Source organism: Pseudomonas sp. FG29, from assembly GCF_057809355.1.
This window is the reverse complement of sequence record NZ_JBMDJU010000001.1, coordinates 456283-473090: the sequence shown is the minus strand read 5'-3', so window position 1 is coordinate 473090 and position 16808 is coordinate 456283. Positions and strand designations below refer to the sequence as shown.

The following is a 16808-nucleotide window of genomic DNA, read 5'->3' as shown; positions in this document are numbered from 1 at the left end:
CGGCCCGGAAGTCTGGACACGATGAACGACCACGCCCCCAATCCACTGCAACAGCTCGCTCAGAACCTGCTCGGCAAGGCCGTGCATGAACTGGAACCGGAAGAAAGCCACGTACTGGAACAGATTCGTCAGCGTCGCCCGATCAGTCGCGACGCGGCCGATGCCTCGGACGAAGAATCGACGCTCGGCGAGCGCCTCTCCGACAAGGTCGCGGCGGTCGGTGGCTCCTGGACCTTTATCATCTGCTTCTCGCTGACCATGCTCGGCTGGATGCTGATCAACACCGACGTGCTCGCGCACTTCGGCATGGCTTTCGACCCCTACCCCTACATCTTCCTCAACCTGATGCTGTCGACCCTGGCCGCGGTTCAGGCGCCGATCATCATGATGAGTCAGAACCGCCAGGCGGCGAAGGATCGCCTGGCCGCCAGCCTGGACTTCGAGGTCAACCTGCGCGCCGAGCTGGAAATCATGCGCCTGCACGAGAAGATCGATCAGCGCATTCAGCAACGCTTGGATCTGATCCTCGAGCGTCTCCCCGAAAAGCGTCAGGAAAGCTGACAGTACATACGCACGTCAGGCGGTGCCTGGCGTGCGGCGACGCCAGCGGTCGAGCAGACGTCCGCCCCAGACGTTGATCAGCAAACCGCCCATGACCAGCGTGGCGCCGAGCATCTGCAGGCTGCCCAGGCGCTCGTCCAGCAGCAGCGCCGATGAACTGATGCCCACCACCGGCACCAGCAGCGAGAACGGCGCCACCTGGCTGGCCGGATAACGCGACAACAACCGGCTCCACAGGCCGTAGCCGAGAATGGTCGCGCCAAATGCCAGGTAGGCCAGCACCAACGCCGAGTCCAGGCTGAAATGACGCAGCGAATCCGCAATCACCTGCGGCCCGTCGAGCCACAGCGACAGCCCCAGAAAGGGCAACGGCGGAACCAGACTTCCCCACACCACCAAGCCCACCAGATTCACCTTGCCCAGCTTGCGCGTGACCACGTTGCCCAACGCCCACATCGAGGCGGCCGCGATGGTCAGGGCAAACCCGGCCAGGGTCATCATCTGGTCACCCTGCAGGCCAATCAGCGCCAGCCCGGCTGCAGCCACCAGCAGCCCGAACAGGTTGCTCCCACGCAGGCGCTCGCCGAGAAAGAGCGCGGCAAAGAACAGCGTAAAGAACGCCTGCGACTGCAGCACCAGCGAGGCCAACCCAGCCGGCATGCCGACATGCATCGCATAGAAGAGAAAGGCGAACTGCCCCAGCGATATGGTCAGGCCGTAGGCCAGCATCCAGCGCAACGGCACCTGTGGGCGACGCACGAAGAGGATGGCGGGAAAGGCCGCGAGCAGAAAGCGCAATGCGCCCAAGAGCATTGGCGGCATACCGTGCAGCCCGACCTTGATCACCACGAAGTTCAGGCCCCAGACCACGATCACCAACACTGCCAACAACAAATCCCTGGGTGACATGAACACAGGCCTCGCACTGAATGAGCCCGCATTAGAGCAACAAGACGGTCACTGCCGACAGACACAGTCGGTCATGAAAAAAACCACACAGGAGCGCCTGACTGCTAACCTGCGCCCTCTTTCGCTGTGCCCTGCCCACCATGACCCTGCACGATTTCCTGCTCTTCGCGCTGCCGGCGATCTTTCTCACCGGCCTGTCCAAAGGTGGCTTCGGCGGCGCCCTGGGGGGTATCGCCGTGCCCCTGCTGGCACTGGCTACCTCACCGAAACAGGCCGTTGCGGTCATGCTGCCGATTCTCTGCCTGGCCGATGTGGTGGGCCTGAAGGCCTATTGGGGCAAATGGGATCTGGCCAACCTCAAGGTGATGCTGCCCGGCGCGGTGATCGGCATCGCAATCGGTTCGCTGACCTTCGGTTTCTTCGATGAACGTGCCATTGGACTGCTGATAGGCGGCATTGCCATCAGCTTCGTCGGCCTGGGCCTGCTGGCCAGCAACCAGACGCCAAGACCGTTGCAGAAGGGGCGCGGCTTGCTGCTGTCGAGCCTTGCCGGTTTCACCAGCTTCGTCGCCCATGCTGGCGGGCCACCGGTGATGATGCATCTGCTGCCGCAGCAACTGGACAAGGTGCGCTTCGTCGCCACCATCAACCTGTTCTTCCTGCTGACCAACGCCGCCAAGCTGCTGCCCTACGCGGCGTTGGGCCAGTTCACCCAGGAAAACCTGCTGCTCAGCCTGATGCTCGCCCCCATCGTGCCGCTGGGCGTCTGGAGCGGCCTGTGGCTGCAAGCCCGGGTAAACCACCTGTGGTTCTACCGCATCGCGCGGCTGGGCATTCTGCTGGCCGGGGTGCAGTTGATCTGGCGTTACGCCTAGACCAACGGAAATTGCAGGTGCCGACAGCCGCGCAAGGCACTAGAATCCGCACCCTATCCGATCGTCAGGCGCACCCGGGCCTGACGCCGATTCACTTCTCGGCCAGGAGACCCCCAGATGGGCGCCCAGTGGAAAGCCAAACCCAAAGAAGCCGCCGCCAATGCCCGAGGCAAGATCTTCGGCAAGCTGGTGAAGGAAATCATGATCGCTGCGCGTAACGGCGCCGACCCGGACATGAACCCCAAGCTGCGCCTGGCCATCCATCAGGCCAAGAAAGCCTCGATGCCCAAGGACACGCTCGATCGCGCCATCAAGAAAGGCGCCGGGCTGTCCGGTGAAGTGGTCAACTACGAGCGCACCCTGTACGAAGGTTTCGCCCCGCATCAGGTGCCGCTGATCGTCGAGTGCCTGACCGACAACGTCAACCGCACCGTCGCCGAGATCCGCGTGCTGTTCCGCAAGGGCCAGCTCGGCGCCTCCGGTTCGGTGAGCTGGGATTTCGACCACGTTGGCCTGATCGAGGCCAGCACTGACAACGATGCCGACCCGGAACTGGCCGCCATCGAAGCCGGCGCCCAGGACTTCGTGCCGGATGACGAGGGCGCGACCCTGTTCATCACCGACCCGACCGACCTCGACGCCGTGTGCAAGGCACTGCCGGAGCAAGGTTTCACCGTCAACTCGGCCAAGCTCGGCTACCGTCCGAAAAACCCGGTGACCAGCCTGACCCCGGAGCAGATGGAAGAAGTCGAAGCCTTCCTCGAGGCCATCGACGGTCACGACGACGTGCAGAACGTCTACGTCGGCCTCGCCGGCTGATATTCACCAGGCGCCCTGAATGGGGCGCCTCTGTCAGACTCCCCTGTGGGAGCCCCGCCCCGGGGCGAAGCTTGGCAACGTGCGTTGTCCGGCTTCGTCAGAGACGCCATCAGTTCAGTGCCTGCCCCATGAAAACCACCCTGCATATCGCCGCTGCCTGCCTGTTCGATGAACAAGGTCGCCTGTTGCTGGTACGCAAGCGCAACACTCGCTTCTTCATGCTGCCCGGAGGCAAGCGCGAGCCCGGTGAAGATGCACTGTCGGCGCTCAAGCGTGAATTGCACGAAGAGCTTGAGCTGCAACTGGAGGACGCTGCGCTAGAACCGCTCGGCCAGTTCCAGGCCCCAGCCGCCAACGAAGCCGATACCTGGCTGCAAGCGGACATCTACCGCGCCGCCCTGCCCCATGCCGTGCAGGCAGCCGCCGAGCTGGAGGAGCTGCGCTGGCTCGACAGCACACAGCCACTGCCCGATGACCTGGCGCCGCTACTGCGCGAGCATGTGCTGCCGGCATTGCAACGCCGTTCTTGAAGCCTTCCCCAGTCGGGCAGACGCCAGCGACGCCAGAAATGGCTCCCGGCAGTTTCTTGATCCACGGCAAGGCTGGCGAGGGCGCGAGCCGTTAGGCTGTGCCGATAACCAGAACCATTCTCTTTGCGTGCAAACCCACAGTCCGCGAGGTTTGCCATGAGTATCACGTCCACCCTGATCTGCCAGGCCGCCGACCAGTTGCAAGGTTTCGTCGGTTTCAACGCCAAGACCAGCCAATATCTGCTGCGTTTCTCCGAAGACAGCTTCGGCCTCGACGTGCCGGCCGACACCATCACACCGACTTGCGAGCATGTCTGGCAGGCCGACGATGCCGGCCTGATGCGCCTGGATCGTCAGCGCCTGGCCTGGCTGCAGGAGCAGCGCATCGACGACCGGGTGAACCTCAGCGAGCCGCTGCGCGTTTACCTGAGGCGCAGCGACCTGCCGGAGATCCGCGCCGAGCGCCGCCCACTGGTACCGGCCTAAGTCAGCGCTGGTAGCCGCGCGAGAAGTGCCGCTCCAGGCGCGCCTGCAGCAACTCCAGCAGGATCGACAGTACCCAGTAGATCACCGCTGCGGTGGTCAGCATCTCCAGATAACGGTAGCTGGAGCGGCCGTAGGACTGGGCCAGGAACATCACTTCCCAGACGCCCATCACCGAGATCAGGGACGAGTCCTTGAGCATCGAGATGAACTGGTTGGCCGTGGGCGGGATGATAGTGCGCATGGCCTGCGGCAGAACGATGTGGAAGAAAATCTGCGCCGGGCGCATGCCCATCGCTATGGCGGCCTCACGCTGGCCGGAGGGCACAGCGATGATGCCGGCGCGGAAGATCTCACTCAGGTAGGCGCCGTAGTTCAGCGACAGCGCGATGATGCCGGCACTGATCGCCCCCGGCACCACACCAATCTGCGGCAGACCGAGGTAGATCAGCAGAATCTGGATCATCAACGGCGTGCCGCGGAAGAACGAGGTGTAGAAGCTGGCGATGCCAAGCAGCACCGCGCTGTTCGACAGCCGCGCCAGGGCAGCCGCGAAACCGAGCAGCAGTGATACCACGATAGAGCACAGGCACAGGAACAGCGTCAGCGCCGCGCCCTGCAGGAAGCCGTTCGGGCCAAGCTTGAAACCAGCCAGATAGGGAAACTTCTCCACGATGATGGAGAACTTCAGATCGAAGCTGAGGAAGAAGGCGACGAACAGGACGAACAACGCCAGCCAGGTCAGGTACAGGCGCGAACGGAAACCGAACAATTCGAAGCCAGCCCCGTCCTGGGTCTGGCCCCGGGTAGATTGCTGATCACTCATTTACTGATGTCGGCACCGATCCACTTCTGCGACAGACGCGTCAGCGTGCCGTCTGCCTTGAGCTCGGCGAATGCCTGACGCACCTTGGCGTCCCATTCGGCATCGCCCTTCTCGATGGCCACCGAGTTGGGTTCTTCGTACAACGCTGCACCTGCCAGCTTGAAGCGATTGTCCTGCTGCAGGCGCGCCTGCGCCGTCACCAGATTGGTCAGTACGGCATCCAGGCGCACACCGGCACCCAGGGCCAGATCCTGGAAGGCAACGTTCTCGGTGTCATAAGGGGCGGCCTGCACGAAGTCGAACGGGTAATCGATCTTGCGATCCTCGTCCCCTTCGATCACCAACCCCTTGTTCAGGTAGCTCTCGTAGCTGGATGCGCTGATCACACCGACCTTGAGGCCATTGAGATCCTTGGCCGAGTGAATGCGTTCATCCTTGGCGTTGACCACGATCACCGCCGGCGAGGCGTAGTATTCCACCGGGAAGTCGAAAACCTCGGCGCGCGCCTGGCTCGGCGTCATCGAGCAGATGCAGATGTCGTAGCGGCCATTCCAGCGGCCTGCGGCGATCACGTCCCAGGACGGCGTCTCGAAACGCACCTTGACCCCAAGCTTCTCGGCCACGGCCTTGGCCACGTCCACGTCGAAGCCATCGAGCTGGTTCTGCTCGTTGAGGAAGGAGAACGGCGGGTAGCTTTCCATCAGGACGTTGACCATTTCCTGCTTCGACTGCACGCGATCGAGGATCTCGCCGGCCAGGGCTTGGGTGGTAAAGGTCGCCGCGAGCAGAGTCGCACTGAGCAAGGTTGGCAAACGCATGGAAATACCTGAACAATAGATAGGCAAAAGGATGGCGTATTAAATAGTTATAAACGGCATCCAAGAAGTGAATTCTATTCATATTGATATATTCGGATCTTATATGCACGACAAGCCTTTGGTTATCCTCGATGGCGGTATGGGCCGAGAGCTGCAGCGCCGTGGCGCGCCCTTTCGCCAGCCGGAATGGTCGGCCCTGGCCCTGACCGAAGCACCGGAGGCCGTGATTGCCGCTCATACGGCGTTCATCGAGGCCGGCGCGCAGGTCATCACCAGCAACAGCTACGCTGTCGTGCCCTTCCATATCGGTGAGGAGCGCTTTACCGCCGAAGGCCTGAGCCTGGCCGACACCGCAGGCCGCCTGGCGCGCAGCGCTGCCGATGCCAGCGCTCATAAGGTGCGTGTAGCCGGCTCGCTACCGCCGCTGTTCGGCTCCTACCGGCCGGATCTGTTCCAACCGCAACGCGTCAGCGAAATCCTCACGCCACTGCTGCAGGGCCTCGCCCCGCATGTCGACCTGTGGCTGGCCGAAACCCAGAGTTCCATTGCCGAAGTGCGCGCCACCCATGCCCTGCTGCCGCAAGACGGCAAGCCGTTCTGGGTGTCCTTTACCCTGCAGGACGATGGTGTCGATGATGTGCCGCGCCTGCGCTCCGGTGAGGCACTGAGCGAAGCGGCCGAAGCCATGGCCAGCCTCGGCGTGCAGCACCTGCTGTTCAACTGCAGCCAGCCGGAAGTGATCGGTGCGGCCATCGACGTCGCCCGTGAAACCTTCGCCCGCCTGGGCGTGGACGTCACCCTCGGCGCCTATGCCAACGCCTTCCCGCCGCAACCCAAGGACGCCAAGGCCAATGACGGCCTGGATGAACTGCGCGAAGACCTCGATCCGCCGGGCTATCTGGTCTGGGCCAAGGACTGGCGCCAGCGTGGCGCGAGCATGCTGGGCGGCTGCTGCGGCATCGGCCCCGAGCATATCGCCGAGCTCAAGCGCCAACTCTAAGCGCCTGCGCGCCTGGCTTTGTCTCGCGACGTTGCCAGGCGCTACCTGCATGCCCATCTGCCGCCTGCTACCCGCCCCATTGCGCCCGCTGGTCGACAAGTTCTACCGCCAGCAGCGCTCGCCCATGCGCAGCCAGAGCGGAGATGAATGCTGGGTCGCGCAGGATGGCAGTGAAATCGTCGCAGCCCTCAACCTTCGCCACGTAGCGGATGGTCAATGGCTGACCGGGTTGTTCGTCACGCCTGCGTTACGCGGCCAGGGTTTGGCCTCGATGCTCACGGCGCGCGCACTGCAGACGCACCCTGAACCAATCTGGCTGTTCTGCCACCCCGACCTGCTCGCGTTCTACCAGCGTCTGGGATTCAGCCCCTGTCAGGCGCTGCCTGCCGAACTGCAACAACGCCTGCTTCGCTACCAGCGCAGCAAACTGCTGATTGCCCTGCGCATCCACTGACACCCTGGCACAACGGCGTAAATGCTGGCACTTTGATCAGGAAAACCCCTTGCCAGCGCATGGCCAAGCTCTGCATGCTTGCCCGCATAACAACGAAAGAAGTGCCATGGCCACTCAATTCGCACGCTTGCTCAAGCGCCTGCGCAACGACTTCCAGCTGTCGATCATCAGCCTGATGGGGCTGTTCGGCATCATCGGCATTTCCCCTTATGCCGCGTACCGTCTGCTGACCGGCAACTATCTGGTGGGTATCGCCGACACCATCATCGTCTGCTCCACACTGATTGCCGTGCTCTACGCCTGGATAACCCGCGACACGGTCAAGCCGGGGATCTATCTGGCAGCCGTGTTCTCGCTCGGCGCCACCCTGATCGCCATCAATCTGGGGGTCAACGGCCTGTTCTGGATCTACCCGCTGATCCTCTTCAACTTCTTCATGGTTACGCCTGGCAAGGCCCTGCTGGCGACCCTGCTGGTGCTGGGCGGCCTGGTCAGTCACGCCCTGCTGGTACCGGGCAGCGTATTCGAAAGTCACTATCAGATGGTGTCGTTCCTGGTCACCGGCATGATGGCCAGCATGCTCAGTTTCATCTTCGCCTTCCGCACCCGCACGCAGCGGGATCGGCTGCAACTGATGGCCATTCAGGATCCGCTGACCGGCGCCCGCAACCGACGCGCGATGAACGACGAACTGAAGATCGCCATGTCCAGCCACCGTCGTCATCAGCACAGCTTTGGCATGCTGGTGATGGATCTGGATCACTTCAAGCAAATCAACGACCGTTTCGGTCATCAGGTAGGCGACCAGGTGCTGGTCGCGTTCGTCGAACTGATCCAACGCAGCTCACGCAAGGAAGACCGGTTGTTCCGCTTCGGCGGTGAGGAATTCCTGCTACTCCTGCCCAACACAGAGGCGAGCGGCCTGCACAGCGCTGCCCAGCATCTGCTCAGGCGGGTCGCGGAAGAACTGGAAAGCCCGGCTGGGAGCGTCACCGTATCCATTGGCGGCGCCCTGCTACGCAGCGATGAGCATTGGGAGAACTGGCTGCAACGCGCCGACGCAAGCCTCTATCGGGCGAAGAGCGAGGGACGCAATCGCGCGATCATCGACAGCACGACCCAGGCGATTCCAACCGAAGCCTAGCGACTGCGCTGTTGCTGATAAGAACCGGATCCAGGCTGACGCTCGATGATCAGCCCACCCGGGTATTCGGTGCTTTGCCGGATACTGCCACGCGTCTCGCTGGAGTAACTGCCATAGCCGCTTTCCTGGCGCACACTGCCCTGCGGCAAGCGCTGCCCGCCATACAGATCGTGTCGCTCGTACTGCACCGACTCGGAGACGCTACCACTGGCACCCGGGCTCACATAACTCTTGGGGATCACCCGAATCGTCTGTGGTTCTGCCGCCATAGCCGCCGCACCATACATGCACAATGCAAGCATCAACCCAACGCGAAATGACATAGACCCCTCCTGTAACGGAGCGTTGAAAAACGACCTGCCTCCAAGCTTTGACCGCCAGGGGCAAAAAGGTTTCGGCATATGGCTCACCAGCAGAACCTCGACCACGTCACATATTGCTAGCTTTTTTAACGCCGTTCTGTAGCATTGCGACACCCGTGATAGCACTTAGCCAGGAGGCACAAATGGGCATGGATAGCCGCGAATGGTACCGAGACGAACCGAGCCGCATCGGCAAGCGACCGTCCTGGGACAACTTCAGTGCATCGCCACGCACCGAAACGATCGCACCTCAAAACCAGAAGGTGGTGAAAATCATCCGCCCCCTGAAAAAATCCCAGCCGCCTACCCACCTGCAACGCCAGGCCCAGCAAATCCTCGAAGCGCATAGCGCCTCCCAGCAGGGTAGCCTCTGGCCGGTATACGGCATCTTCCTTTTCGCCTTCGGCATGCTCGGCTACGTCAGCTACAACCTGATGTACTGACAGCTTGCCAGAAACGACAAAGGGCTAGCCGAAGCTAACCCTTTGATTTTTTGTGGCGCCGGGCACAGGAGTCGGATATGAGGTGACTCCTCGGCCCCAGCAACATCGAGATGACCATCCGTGATTCGCACTTGGCGCCGGATCACTTCGCTACAGTGCGAAGTCATTCACCCTTGGCCTTGCTCAGCGAAAAGGCCTGCAAGACGCTGCAAACCTGCATCCGCTATAATGCCGACATGTCGCGCACGAGGTTTGAGCCATGTCCAATCTGACCCTGGAAGACAAAAAGGCCTACTACGCCAAAATCCGCCAGTCGAACTATGCCGCCAGCCTGCGCCTGGAAGGCTTCGACACCACACCAGACGATGCCAAGCGCAAACTCCCAACGCGTGAAGCGGCCCTGCATGCCTTACGCTCCCGGCAGGCTTGATGCTCGACAAATATGGTGTCGGTCAGGATCCTCTCTGCTATCCAGGCACTACGGTTCTACGTAACCGCCTCGGCCTGACCGATGACAATGCGCTCCACGAAGCAGAGCGCACCCTCTCCGAAATCGCCGCCGGCACCATCGATTTCGACCTCCCACCTTACGATCTCCCCTACCTGCAGCAGATCCACCGCACCCTCTTCGCCGACGTGTACGAATGGGCTGGAGAGCTTCGCACCCTGGACATCTCCAAGGGCGGCACGCACTTCTGCAACGTCACACGGATAGAGGCTGAGGCTGCAAAGCTGTTCAATCGACTGGCGGCAGCTAACTGGTATGAGGGAATGACACGGCAGCAACTGGTTAGCGCCGTTGCAGAGTTCTACGGCGACCTGAACATGATTCACCCATTCCGCGAATGCAACGGCCGGGCACAGCGCATCCTGTTCGAGCACATCATCGTCAATGCCGGTTATGAAATCAGTTGGTGGGCGGTTCAGGAGAACGAATGGATCCAGGCCAACATCGATGCGGTGGTCTGTGACTATCGGGCCATGACAGCAATCTTCGAGCGCTGCATCGGCCAGCTAATCGCCTAGCGGGGACAAGAAAGGGACACTTCGGGGACACCGCCAGAAACGACAGAGGGCTAGCCGAAGCTAACCCTTTGATTTTTATGGTGCCGGAAACAGGAGTCGAACCTGCGACCTTCGCATTACGAATGCGCTGCTCTACCAACTGAGCTACACCGGCGAGAAGACCGGCGCATTATGCGAGTTGGCGCGGCGGGACTCAAGCCGTGGCTGCATCAACCTTTCAGCAGTTCGATGCGGTCGTCGTGGATGCGGATTCGCCCTTCCTTGTAGAGGCCGCCGATGGCCTTCTTGAAGTTGCCCTTGCTGACCCTGAATTGCTCGGTGATCGCCTCCGGTGGGCTCTTATCGCTCAGGGCCAGCACGCCGCCCTGCTCGTGCAGGCGTTCGAGGATCTGCTCGGCCAGGCCGGTGGCGGCTTCGCGACCGATTGGCTGGAGGCTGAGGCTGATCTTGCCATCGTCACGCATTTCCTTGATGTAGCCCTTTTCGCGCATGCCGCTGCGCACGAACTTGAACAGTTCGTTCTTGTGAATCAGGCCCCAGTGCTTGCCGTTGATGATGGCCTTGAAACCCAGGTCGGTGCGCTCGGCGACCAGCAGGTCGACTTCCTGACCAGCCTGGTAAGGCGCGGGGGTCTGGTCGAGATAGCGATCCAGGCGCGCCGTGGCGGTCAGGCGGCGGGTACGCTTGTCCAGATAGAGGTAGACCACGCAGTAGTCGCCAACCTGCAACGGACGCTTTTCCTCGGAGTGTGGCAGCAACAGATCCTTGGCCAGGCCCCAGTCGAGGAACAGGCCGATGCGGTTGATGTCGACGACCTTGAGGCTGGCGAATTCACCAAGCTGGATCTTCGGCTTTTGCGTGGTGGCGATCAGCTTGTCTTCGCTGTCGAAGTAGATGAACACATTGAGCCAGTCATCGACTTCGCTGGGCGTGTCCTTGGGAATGTAGCGTTTGGGCAGGAGGATCTCGCCATCGGCACCGCCATCGAGGTACAGCCCGAAGTCGGTGTGTTTGACCACCTGCAAAGAATTCATCCGCCCAATCAAGGCCATCGTCTTTCACCTCACCAAAACAGCCGGGCATTCTAAACCAGTTGGGTCGTCATCGGGCCGTCTACTACATTATTCGACAGCCGGTCAGAAACGATTCAACTGACTGATCAGGCAGGTTTTTCTGCTGATTCTGCAGGCCTGTCGCAGTAGGGCAATGGCAATCAACCAAGCAAAAATGCCCCCGATCAGGCACAATGGCCGGCCGCCCATCGAAAAGACAGAGAAAGCTCATGGCTACCCTGCGCGTAAAATCCTCCTCCGGCAAAAGCAGCAAACCCGAAGCGGCCGTGGCCACTCGCGAATCGCTGGATGCACAGATTGCTGCCTTCCTCAATGGCGGCGGCGAGATCCAGCAGATCGCCAAAGGCGTCAGCGGTCAGCAGGCCGGTGGCACGCGGCAGATCACCATCAGCCGCAAGTAAGCCGCACTACTGCGCCAACCCCAGGCGCAACAACTGGCCACGCGGTGCATCCGTCAGTACGTAGAGATAGCCGTCCGGCCCCTGCCGTACGTCACGCACCCGTGCGCCGAGCGTCTGCAGCAGACGCTCCTCGTGCACCACGCGATCACCGTCGAGTTGCAAGCGAATCAGCGCCTGGCCGGCCAGCGCACCAATGAACAGGTTGTGCTGCCAGGGCGCAAAGCGCTCAGCGTCGTAAAAGGCCATGCCACTGATCGCCGGTGATTTTTCCCAGACGTGGTGCGGTGCTTCGGTGCCGTCGACCGTCTCGCCCTTGGCCTCGGGAATCGGCAGCAGCGAATAGTTGATGCCATGCGTGGCCAGCGGCCAACCATAGTTCTTGCCGGCCTTGGGAATATTGATTTCGTCGCCGCCGCGTGGGCCATGCTCGTGTGTCCACAGCACGCCTGTCCAGGGATTGAGCGCGGCCCCCTGCTGGTTGCGATGGCCATAGGTCCAGATTTCCGCCCGCGCACCGTTGTGCCCCATGAAGGGGTTGTCCTCGGGGATGCGCCCATCGGGGTAGATACGCACTACCTTGCCCTGCAATTTGTCGAGATCCTGCGCGGTGGGTCGCTGGTTGTTGTCGCCCAGGGCGATGAACAGGTGACCGTCGCGGTCGAAGACCAAACGCGAGCCGAAATGCGCGCCACTGGACAGCTTGGGTTGTTGGCGGAAGATCACCTGAAAATCCTCCAGCGCATCGGCCTCGTTCGACAACCGCCCGCGTCCGACAGCCGTGCCAGCAGCGCCATCCCCCGCTTCGGCGTAGGACAGATAGACCAGGCGATCCTCGCTGAACGTTGGTGAAAGCACGACATCGAGCAACCCACCCTGCCCCGAGGCATAAACCTCCGGCACGCCACGCAGGGGCTCGGACAGTGCGCCAGCGGGACTCACGCGACGCAGGTGGCCCGGCCGCTCGCTGATCAAGAATCCCTGCTGCTCCGGCAGAAAGGCCACAGCCCAGGGGTGGGCCAGACCTTCGACCACGGTCTGCACTTGCACTGGGCCGAGTTCACTGGGCAGTTGCCGATCCTGCGCCAGAACGGGCGAGGCGCCGAACAGGGCAATCAGTGCGAGGCTGGCGAAGGGAATCGAACGGAACATTGAGGCGGCTCCTGCGCGGATGGGACGAACGCCAAGGGTGCTACAGCATGAGCGAAGAGGCAGCCGCGCAAAGGTTTCGCCAGGTTTCAGGGCTCCTGGTAGCGTTCGATGATCTGCTCGTATTCACCACTTTCACGCAACTGACGCAGCCCCTCATCGAAGCGTTGGCGCTGCGTGTCGAGGCGAAAGCCGACGCGATAGGGAGTCGGTGCAAAGAGCGCGTACCAGGTCAGGGGTTGGGTGATATCGACCTGATCGGCCACCTCTCGATCGAAGTAACGAATGATGCGTTGATCACCCACCACGACATCGATACGACCACTGTAAAGCAGGCGGTTACGGTTGATCTGCTGAGCTTCTTCGCGGTAGCGCGGGTTGTTCAGTGCCATGCGCTCGAACTCCGGCCCCATCAACAACCGCGCACGCTGGAAGGCGCTGATCGAATGCCGGGAGAGATCGGCGATGGTCTTGATGCGATAACCGCGACTGGCCAGGGCCACCGCGACGTTGTGGTAGTGGATGTAGACCTCGGAATAATGCGCATCGATGCCGCTGGCGTGGTTGGTGGTGGTGATCGCATCGATCTCACCACGGCGCAGCATCAGATGCAGGCGTTCGATGGGCGCATAATAGGCCGTCACCGCGAAGCCGGCGTTTTCCGCAGCGCGGTTGACCAGCTCATACTCCAACCCGCGTGGTTCGCCCTCGAACACGTAGGGCGGTTTATTGGTACCAAAGCCAACATGCAACGTTTGCGCGTGCACCACCGTCGCCAGCCATGGCAGCAACGCCGCCAACCACCATTTGTGCATGCATTCCCCCGCAATCGTTCGGACTGAGCATAGCCTGCTGTGCGCCTTCATCACCCAATTGGATGCTGGAGGATTCATTCCGCTTTGCACCATCACGGCTAGACTGGCTCGACACATTCGTATCTGCCAGGAGAAGACCATGCTCAAAGCCGAATACCAACACCGCGGCCCCGTTCCGCAAGACGTGATCGAAGCCGTCGAACTGACGCTCGCCGAGCCGGCGGCTGGCCAGGTACGGGTGAAAGTGCTGGCCGCACCGATCAACCCCTCCGACGTACTCACGCTGACCGGTGCCTACGGCATGCTGCCGCCGCTGCCGGCCGTTGGCGGCAACGAAGGCGTCGGCCGTGTGGAAGCGCTCGGTGAAGGCGTCAGCCACCTCAAGGTCGGCCAGACCGTGCTGCTGCCGGTGGGCTGCGGTACCTGGGTCAGCGCCATGAACGCACCGGCAGACAAGCTCATTCCGCTACCGGATGCCGATCCGCAGCAACTGGCGATGCTCACCGTCAATCCGCCGACCGCCTCGCTGCTGCTGAGCGAGTTCGTCGATCTCAAACCCGGTGACTGGGTGATTCAGAACGCCGCCAACTCGGGTGTTGGCAGCTACCTGATCCAGTTGGCCAAGCTGCGCGGTTTCAAGACCATCAACGTGGTGCGGCGTGAGTCGGCCGTGGCAGCGGTACAGGCCGAAGGGGGCGATGTGGTGCTGGTCGACGGTCCGGATCTGGCCAAGCGCGTGCGCGAAGCCACGGGCGGCGCTGAGGTGCGCCTGGGGATCGATGCGGTGGGTAGCGTCAGCACCGATCACCTGGCGGCCGCGCTGAGCAACGGTGGCGTGCTGGTCAACTACGGCATGATGAGCGGCCAAGCCTGCCAGGTCTCACCGGCTTCCTTCGTGTTCCGCGATGTGACGTTGCGCGGCTTCTGGCTGGCCAAATGGTTCCAGCAGGCCAGCCAGGCGCAGCAGATGAAGGTGTTCGGTGAGCTGGTGCAGCTTATCGCCAGCGGCAAGCTGAAGACCCGCGTGGCGGCCACCTACGACCTGGCACACATCAAGGATGCAATAGCCGCGGCCGCCAGTGGCGAGCGCGACGGCAAGATCCTGCTGGTTCCCTGAGCCGGCCGTACAGGGCGGATCGGGAGGCCGACCGCCCTTAGCCACGCAGAATCGACTCAGGAGCGCAGGGCGAACCGGGACGCCGGCCGCTCGTAGCGCCAGCGAACAGTCCGCCGGGCCACACTAGGCCTGTGCCCCCCTAACGCTCCGTAAAAACACCCACGGCGTACTGCTCCAGGAACGGAGCAGCGCCGCTACGCCCTGTAGGCAAGCCAGAACTTCTCCGGATCAGGCCGGCACGGCCTGCTCCATGCCTTCGCGCATGCGCAGGGCATCCTGTTGGAAGCAGCGCGCCGCCTGCAGCAGCGCCAGCAGGGTCAGCAGCAGGGCCACCGGAATCAGCAGCATCGCATCATGCAAGCCGACGGCCTTGAAGGCCTCGCTCATCTCCTCGGCGCCTGCGGCATGCATCGCCGCCTTGGCGTAGTGATCCGACAGCCAGCCCACGGCCACCGGGCCCAGGCCACCGCCCAGCAGGTACAGGCCGGCGAAATACAGCGCCATCGCTGTGGCCCGCAGACGCGGCTCGATGACATCCTGAATCGCCGTGTAGACGCAGGTGTAAAAGTTGTAGGCGAATAGCCAGCCCAGGCTGAACACGCCGACGAACAGCGCCGTGTCGATACGCCCGGCGAGCAGCGCCCAACCGGTGCACAGGCAGCCGACCAGCATGCTGAAGGCCCCCAGCAAGAGACGCCCATTGGCCCAGCGCTGATGCACCTTGTCCGCCACCCAGCCGCCCAGGGTCAGGCCGACCAGCCCGGTCAGGCCAACGATCACCCCGGTCGCCATCGCCGCGTTATGCAGCGTCAGACCGTAGTAGCGCTGCAGCATCGGCACCAGGAAGGAATTGCAGGCATAGGTGGCGAAGTTGAACGCCAGCCCCGCCAGTACCAGCCACCAGAAGGTGCGAATCGCCAGCACCTTGCGGATGGGCTTGTCCACCGGCTCCGAGCTGACCGGGGTACTTTCGGCCGCACCACGCGCCGGTTCACGAATGAAGAACAGGAATACGGCAAGGATCAGCCCCGGCACGGCGGCGATCACGAAGGGCGCACGCCAACTGTCGAAGGCCTGCACCATGGCGCCGATGGTGAAGAAGGCCAGCAGCAGGCCCAGCGGCAGGCCCAGCATGAAGATGCCCATGGCCCGCGCGCGCTTGTGCGCAGGGAACAGATCACCGATCAGGGAGTTGGCCGCCGGTGCGTAGCTGGCCTCACCGATGCCCACGCCCATGCGGATCAGCAGGAAGCTCCAGAAATTCCAGGCCAGGCCATTGAGCGCCGTCAGGCCACTCCAGGCAGCCAGGCCCCAGCCCATGATCTTGCGCCGCGCCCCGGTGTCAGCCATGCGCCCCAGCGGCACACCGGCGATGGCGTAGACGATGGTGAACGAGGTGCCGATCAGCCCCAGTTGCAGGTCACTCAGGCCCCATTCCATACGTATCGGTTCGATGATGATGGCCGGGATGGTGCGATCGAAGAAATTGAACAGGTTGGCGAGAAAGAGCAGAAACAGAATGCGCCAGGCATTCGAAGCTTGCTGATTGGGCTGCATGGCAAGTCATCTCTTGTTGTTATCTGCGCCAGGCCTCCTGATGCCGCCGACCCTGGCAGCACCGGCCAAACGCCGGAGACTGCAATCTAGAACCTTTGCCAGGCAGTGTCTGCGAACATTCGCTACGTTTATGCCTGTCGATGGCCTGCAGGAAAACCTGCGCCAAACGCCTTTACCTGCACGCAAGCTGTCGATTTCCATGCTAGAACCAGTTAGGGCCCCTATATGGCAAAAAGCCACTTGCAGGGCATTAAATGAGTCGATACCCACGAAGCAGGGGATTTTGCGCTGAGGCGTGAACAGGCAATGCCCATATGGAGCTGGCACCGTATCAAGGAGCGGATGAGTTTCGCGTTCAATCGTCACGCGACACCTGAGTAGTCCCATACGCCCGGCAGCCGCGGTCATGACCGCAGCCAACGCTATTTGGCATCGCCCCCATCACGCGC

The 16808-nt window shown here is 62.1% G+C and carries 21 protein-coding genes and 1 tRNA gene; 13 read left to right on the top strand and 9 right to left on the bottom strand.

The features are described from left to right. Positions 1–21: 21 nt before the first annotated feature. Complete coding sequence (locus ACODS1_RS02330) at positions 22–561, top strand: DUF1003 domain-containing protein (protein WP_489084373.1); 540 nt, start codon at positions 22–24, stop codon at positions 559–561. A gap of 15 nt (positions 562–576) precedes the next feature. On the opposite strand, the gene ACODS1_RS02325 is transcribed toward ACODS1_RS02330, so the two are convergent. Then, on the bottom strand, positions 577–1470 hold the full coding sequence (locus tag ACODS1_RS02325) for an EamA family transporter (RefSeq protein ID WP_489084372.1): 894 nt from the start codon (positions 1468–1470) through the stop codon (positions 577–579). A gap of 140 nt (positions 1471–1610) precedes the next feature. Here ACODS1_RS02325 and ACODS1_RS02320 point away from each other — a divergent pair, with 140 nt between their 5' ends. The 4 genes from ACODS1_RS02320 to ACODS1_RS02305 all read left to right on the top strand — a co-directional run bounded on the left by ACODS1_RS02320 (position 1611) and on the right by ACODS1_RS02305 (position 4180). Further along, complete coding sequence (locus tag ACODS1_RS02320; protein ID WP_489084371.1) at positions 1611–2345, top strand: sulfite exporter TauE/SafE family protein; 735 nt, start codon at positions 1611–1613, stop codon at positions 2343–2345. 117 nt (positions 2346–2462) lie between these two features. Then, the gene (locus ACODS1_RS02315) at positions 2463–3164 is read left to right on the top strand and encodes a YebC/PmpR family DNA-binding transcriptional regulator (protein WP_489084370.1); all 702 of its coding nucleotides are present in this window, start codon (positions 2463–2465) and stop codon (positions 3162–3164) included. Between the two features lie 128 nt (positions 3165–3292). Then, entirely contained in the window at positions 3293–3694 is a 402-nt protein-coding gene (locus tag ACODS1_RS02310; protein ID WP_322980817.1) for an NUDIX hydrolase, read from the top strand. Positions 3695–3850: 156 nt separating this feature from the next. Further along, positions 3851–4180, top strand: a complete 330-nt coding sequence (locus ACODS1_RS02305) for a DUF2025 family protein (RefSeq protein ID WP_489084369.1) — start codon at positions 3851–3853, stop codon at positions 4178–4180. A 1-nt stretch (position 4181) separates the two neighbouring features. Here ACODS1_RS02305 and ACODS1_RS02300 read toward each other — a convergent pair whose 3' ends face one another. Continuing rightward, the gene (locus ACODS1_RS02300) at positions 4182–5003 is read right to left on the bottom strand and encodes an amino acid ABC transporter permease (protein WP_489084368.1); all 822 of its coding nucleotides are present in this window, start codon (positions 5001–5003) and stop codon (positions 4182–4184) included. Continuing rightward, positions 5000–5821: an ABC transporter substrate-binding protein gene (locus ACODS1_RS02295; RefSeq protein ID WP_322980820.1), complete on the bottom strand. Its 822-nt coding sequence runs from the start codon at positions 5819–5821 to the stop codon at positions 5000–5002. The genes ACODS1_RS02300 and ACODS1_RS02295 overlap by 4 nt, the downstream gene beginning before the upstream one ends. A gap of 103 nt (positions 5822–5924) precedes the next feature. Here ACODS1_RS02295 and ACODS1_RS02290 point away from each other — a divergent pair, with 103 nt between their 5' ends. The 3 genes from ACODS1_RS02290 to ACODS1_RS02280 all read left to right on the top strand — a co-directional run bounded on the left by ACODS1_RS02290 (position 5925) and on the right by ACODS1_RS02280 (position 8419). Next, the gene (locus ACODS1_RS02290; RefSeq protein ID WP_489084367.1) at positions 5925–6821 is read left to right on the top strand and encodes a homocysteine S-methyltransferase family protein; all 897 of its coding nucleotides are present in this window, start codon (positions 5925–5927) and stop codon (positions 6819–6821) included. A 49-nt stretch (positions 6822–6870) separates the two neighbouring features. Then, the gene (locus tag ACODS1_RS02285) at positions 6871–7275 is read left to right on the top strand and encodes a GNAT family N-acetyltransferase (protein ID WP_489084366.1); all 405 of its coding nucleotides are present in this window, start codon (positions 6871–6873) and stop codon (positions 7273–7275) included. Between the two features lie 106 nt (positions 7276–7381). Then, positions 7382–8419: a GGDEF domain-containing protein gene (locus ACODS1_RS02280; RefSeq protein ID WP_489084365.1), complete on the top strand. Its 1038-nt coding sequence runs from the start codon at positions 7382–7384 to the stop codon at positions 8417–8419. Here ACODS1_RS02280 and ACODS1_RS02275 read toward each other — a convergent pair. Further along, positions 8416–8742 (bottom strand): hypothetical protein, encoded by a 327-nt coding sequence (locus tag ACODS1_RS02275; protein WP_489084364.1) that lies wholly within the window; start codon positions 8740–8742, stop codon positions 8416–8418. The two genes, ACODS1_RS02280 and ACODS1_RS02275, sit on opposite strands and share 4 nt — an antisense overlap. Before the next feature lie 188 nt (positions 8743–8930). Here ACODS1_RS02275 and ACODS1_RS02270 point away from each other — a divergent pair, with 188 nt between their 5' ends. From ACODS1_RS02270 to ACODS1_RS02260, 3 genes are all read left to right on the top strand, one after another. After that, positions 8931–9224 (top strand): hypothetical protein, encoded by a 294-nt coding sequence (locus ACODS1_RS02270; protein WP_322980825.1) that lies wholly within the window; start codon positions 8931–8933, stop codon positions 9222–9224. Between the two features lie 259 nt (positions 9225–9483). Next, positions 9484–9654, top strand: coding sequence for a YhfG family protein (locus tag ACODS1_RS02265; RefSeq protein ID WP_489084363.1), 171 nt, complete (start codon positions 9484–9486; stop codon positions 9652–9654). Continuing rightward, positions 9654–10250, top strand: coding sequence for a putative adenosine monophosphate-protein transferase Fic (locus tag ACODS1_RS02260; RefSeq protein WP_489084362.1), 597 nt, complete (start codon positions 9654–9656; stop codon positions 10248–10250). Before ACODS1_RS02265 ends, ACODS1_RS02260 begins: the two co-directional genes overlap by 1 nt. A gap of 78 nt (positions 10251–10328) precedes the next feature. On the opposite strand, the gene ACODS1_RS02255 is transcribed toward ACODS1_RS02260, so the two are convergent. After that, positions 10329–10404 (bottom strand) — tRNA-Thr (locus ACODS1_RS02255). Positions 10405–10459: 55 nt separating this feature from the next. Further along, positions 10460–11302 (bottom strand): CvfB family protein, encoded by an 843-nt coding sequence (locus ACODS1_RS02250; RefSeq protein WP_489084361.1) that lies wholly within the window; start codon positions 11300–11302, stop codon positions 10460–10462. A 230-nt stretch (positions 11303–11532) separates the two neighbouring features. Here ACODS1_RS02250 and ACODS1_RS02245 point away from each other — a divergent pair, with 230 nt between their 5' ends. Next, the gene (locus tag ACODS1_RS02245) at positions 11533–11724 is read left to right on the top strand and encodes a hypothetical protein (RefSeq protein ID WP_322980827.1); all 192 of its coding nucleotides are present in this window, start codon (positions 11533–11535) and stop codon (positions 11722–11724) included. A gap of 6 nt (positions 11725–11730) precedes the next feature. On the opposite strand, the gene ACODS1_RS02240 is transcribed toward ACODS1_RS02245, so the two are convergent. Together ACODS1_RS02240 and ACODS1_RS02235 are read right to left on the bottom strand one after the other, a co-directional pair. Next, positions 11731–12873 carry a PQQ-dependent sugar dehydrogenase gene (locus ACODS1_RS02240; protein ID WP_489084360.1) on the bottom strand — a complete coding sequence of 381 codons (1143 nt, stop codon included), beginning with the start codon at positions 12871–12873 and terminating at the stop codon, positions 11731–11733. Between the two features lie 86 nt (positions 12874–12959). Beyond that, the gene (locus ACODS1_RS02235; protein WP_489084359.1) at positions 12960–13685 is read right to left on the bottom strand and encodes a substrate-binding periplasmic protein; all 726 of its coding nucleotides are present in this window, start codon (positions 13683–13685) and stop codon (positions 12960–12962) included. A 139-nt stretch (positions 13686–13824) separates the two neighbouring features. Between ACODS1_RS02235 and ACODS1_RS02230 the strand changes: the two genes are divergently transcribed. Continuing rightward, positions 13825–14802, top strand: coding sequence for a zinc-dependent alcohol dehydrogenase family protein (locus ACODS1_RS02230; protein ID WP_489084358.1), 978 nt, complete (start codon positions 13825–13827; stop codon positions 14800–14802). A gap of 228 nt (positions 14803–15030) precedes the next feature. Here the strand turns inward: ACODS1_RS02230 and ACODS1_RS02225 are convergent, their stop codons facing one another. After that, a complete protein-coding gene (locus ACODS1_RS02225) occupies positions 15031–16359 on the bottom strand; it encodes a spinster family MFS transporter (RefSeq protein WP_489084357.1) in 1329 nt (442 codons plus the stop codon). Positions 16360–16808: the final 449 nt, after the last annotated feature.

What these genes read in the sequence shown, in the direction of transcription:
- ACODS1_RS02330 (WP_489084373.1), top strand. Translation starts at nt 22, where the DNA reads ATGAACGACCACGCCCCCAATCCACTGCAACAGCTCGCTCAGAACCTG.
- ACODS1_RS02325 (WP_489084372.1), bottom strand. Translation starts at nt 1,470, where the DNA reads ATGTCACCCAGGGATTTGTTGTTGGCAGTGTTGGTGATCGTGGTCTGG.
- ACODS1_RS02320 (WP_489084371.1), top strand. Translation starts at nt 1,611, where the DNA reads ATGACCCTGCACGATTTCCTGCTCTTCGCGCTGCCGGCGATCTTTCTC.
- ACODS1_RS02315 (WP_489084370.1), top strand. Translation starts at nt 2,463, where the DNA reads ATGGGCGCCCAGTGGAAAGCCAAACCCAAAGAAGCCGCCGCCAATGCC.
- ACODS1_RS02310 (WP_322980817.1), top strand. Translation starts at nt 3,293, where the DNA reads ATGAAAACCACCCTGCATATCGCCGCTGCCTGCCTGTTCGATGAACAA.
- ACODS1_RS02305 (WP_489084369.1), top strand. Translation starts at nt 3,851, where the DNA reads ATGAGTATCACGTCCACCCTGATCTGCCAGGCCGCCGACCAGTTGCAA.
- ACODS1_RS02300 (WP_489084368.1), bottom strand. Translation starts at nt 5,003, where the DNA reads ATGAGTGATCAGCAATCTACCCGGGGCCAGACCCAGGACGGGGCTGGC.
- ACODS1_RS02295 (WP_322980820.1), bottom strand. Translation starts at nt 5,821, where the DNA reads ATGCGTTTGCCAACCTTGCTCAGTGCGACTCTGCTCGCGGCGACCTTT.
- ACODS1_RS02290 (WP_489084367.1), top strand. Translation starts at nt 5,925, where the DNA reads ATGCACGACAAGCCTTTGGTTATCCTCGATGGCGGTATGGGCCGAGAG.
- ACODS1_RS02285 (WP_489084366.1), top strand. Translation starts at nt 6,871, where the DNA reads ATGCCCATCTGCCGCCTGCTACCCGCCCCATTGCGCCCGCTGGTCGAC.
- ACODS1_RS02280 (WP_489084365.1), top strand. Translation starts at nt 7,382, where the DNA reads ATGGCCACTCAATTCGCACGCTTGCTCAAGCGCCTGCGCAACGACTTC.
- ACODS1_RS02275 (WP_489084364.1), bottom strand. Translation starts at nt 8,742, where the DNA reads ATGTCATTTCGCGTTGGGTTGATGCTTGCATTGTGCATGTATGGTGCG.
- ACODS1_RS02270 (WP_322980825.1), top strand. Translation starts at nt 8,931, where the DNA reads ATGGATAGCCGCGAATGGTACCGAGACGAACCGAGCCGCATCGGCAAG.
- ACODS1_RS02265 (WP_489084363.1), top strand. Translation starts at nt 9,484, where the DNA reads ATGTCCAATCTGACCCTGGAAGACAAAAAGGCCTACTACGCCAAAATC.
- ACODS1_RS02260 (WP_489084362.1), top strand. Translation starts at nt 9,654, where the DNA reads ATGCTCGACAAATATGGTGTCGGTCAGGATCCTCTCTGCTATCCAGGC.
- ACODS1_RS02250 (WP_489084361.1), bottom strand. Translation starts at nt 11,302, where the DNA reads ATGGCCTTGATTGGGCGGATGAATTCTTTGCAGGTGGTCAAACACACC.
- ACODS1_RS02245 (WP_322980827.1), top strand. Translation starts at nt 11,533, where the DNA reads ATGGCTACCCTGCGCGTAAAATCCTCCTCCGGCAAAAGCAGCAAACCC.
- ACODS1_RS02240 (WP_489084360.1), bottom strand. Translation starts at nt 12,873, where the DNA reads ATGTTCCGTTCGATTCCCTTCGCCAGCCTCGCACTGATTGCCCTGTTC.
- ACODS1_RS02235 (WP_489084359.1), bottom strand. Translation starts at nt 13,685, where the DNA reads ATGCACAAATGGTGGTTGGCGGCGTTGCTGCCATGGCTGGCGACGGTG.
- ACODS1_RS02230 (WP_489084358.1), top strand. Translation starts at nt 13,825, where the DNA reads ATGCTCAAAGCCGAATACCAACACCGCGGCCCCGTTCCGCAAGACGTG.
- ACODS1_RS02225 (WP_489084357.1), bottom strand. Translation starts at nt 16,359, where the DNA reads ATGCAGCCCAATCAGCAAGCTTCGAATGCCTGGCGCATTCTGTTTCTG.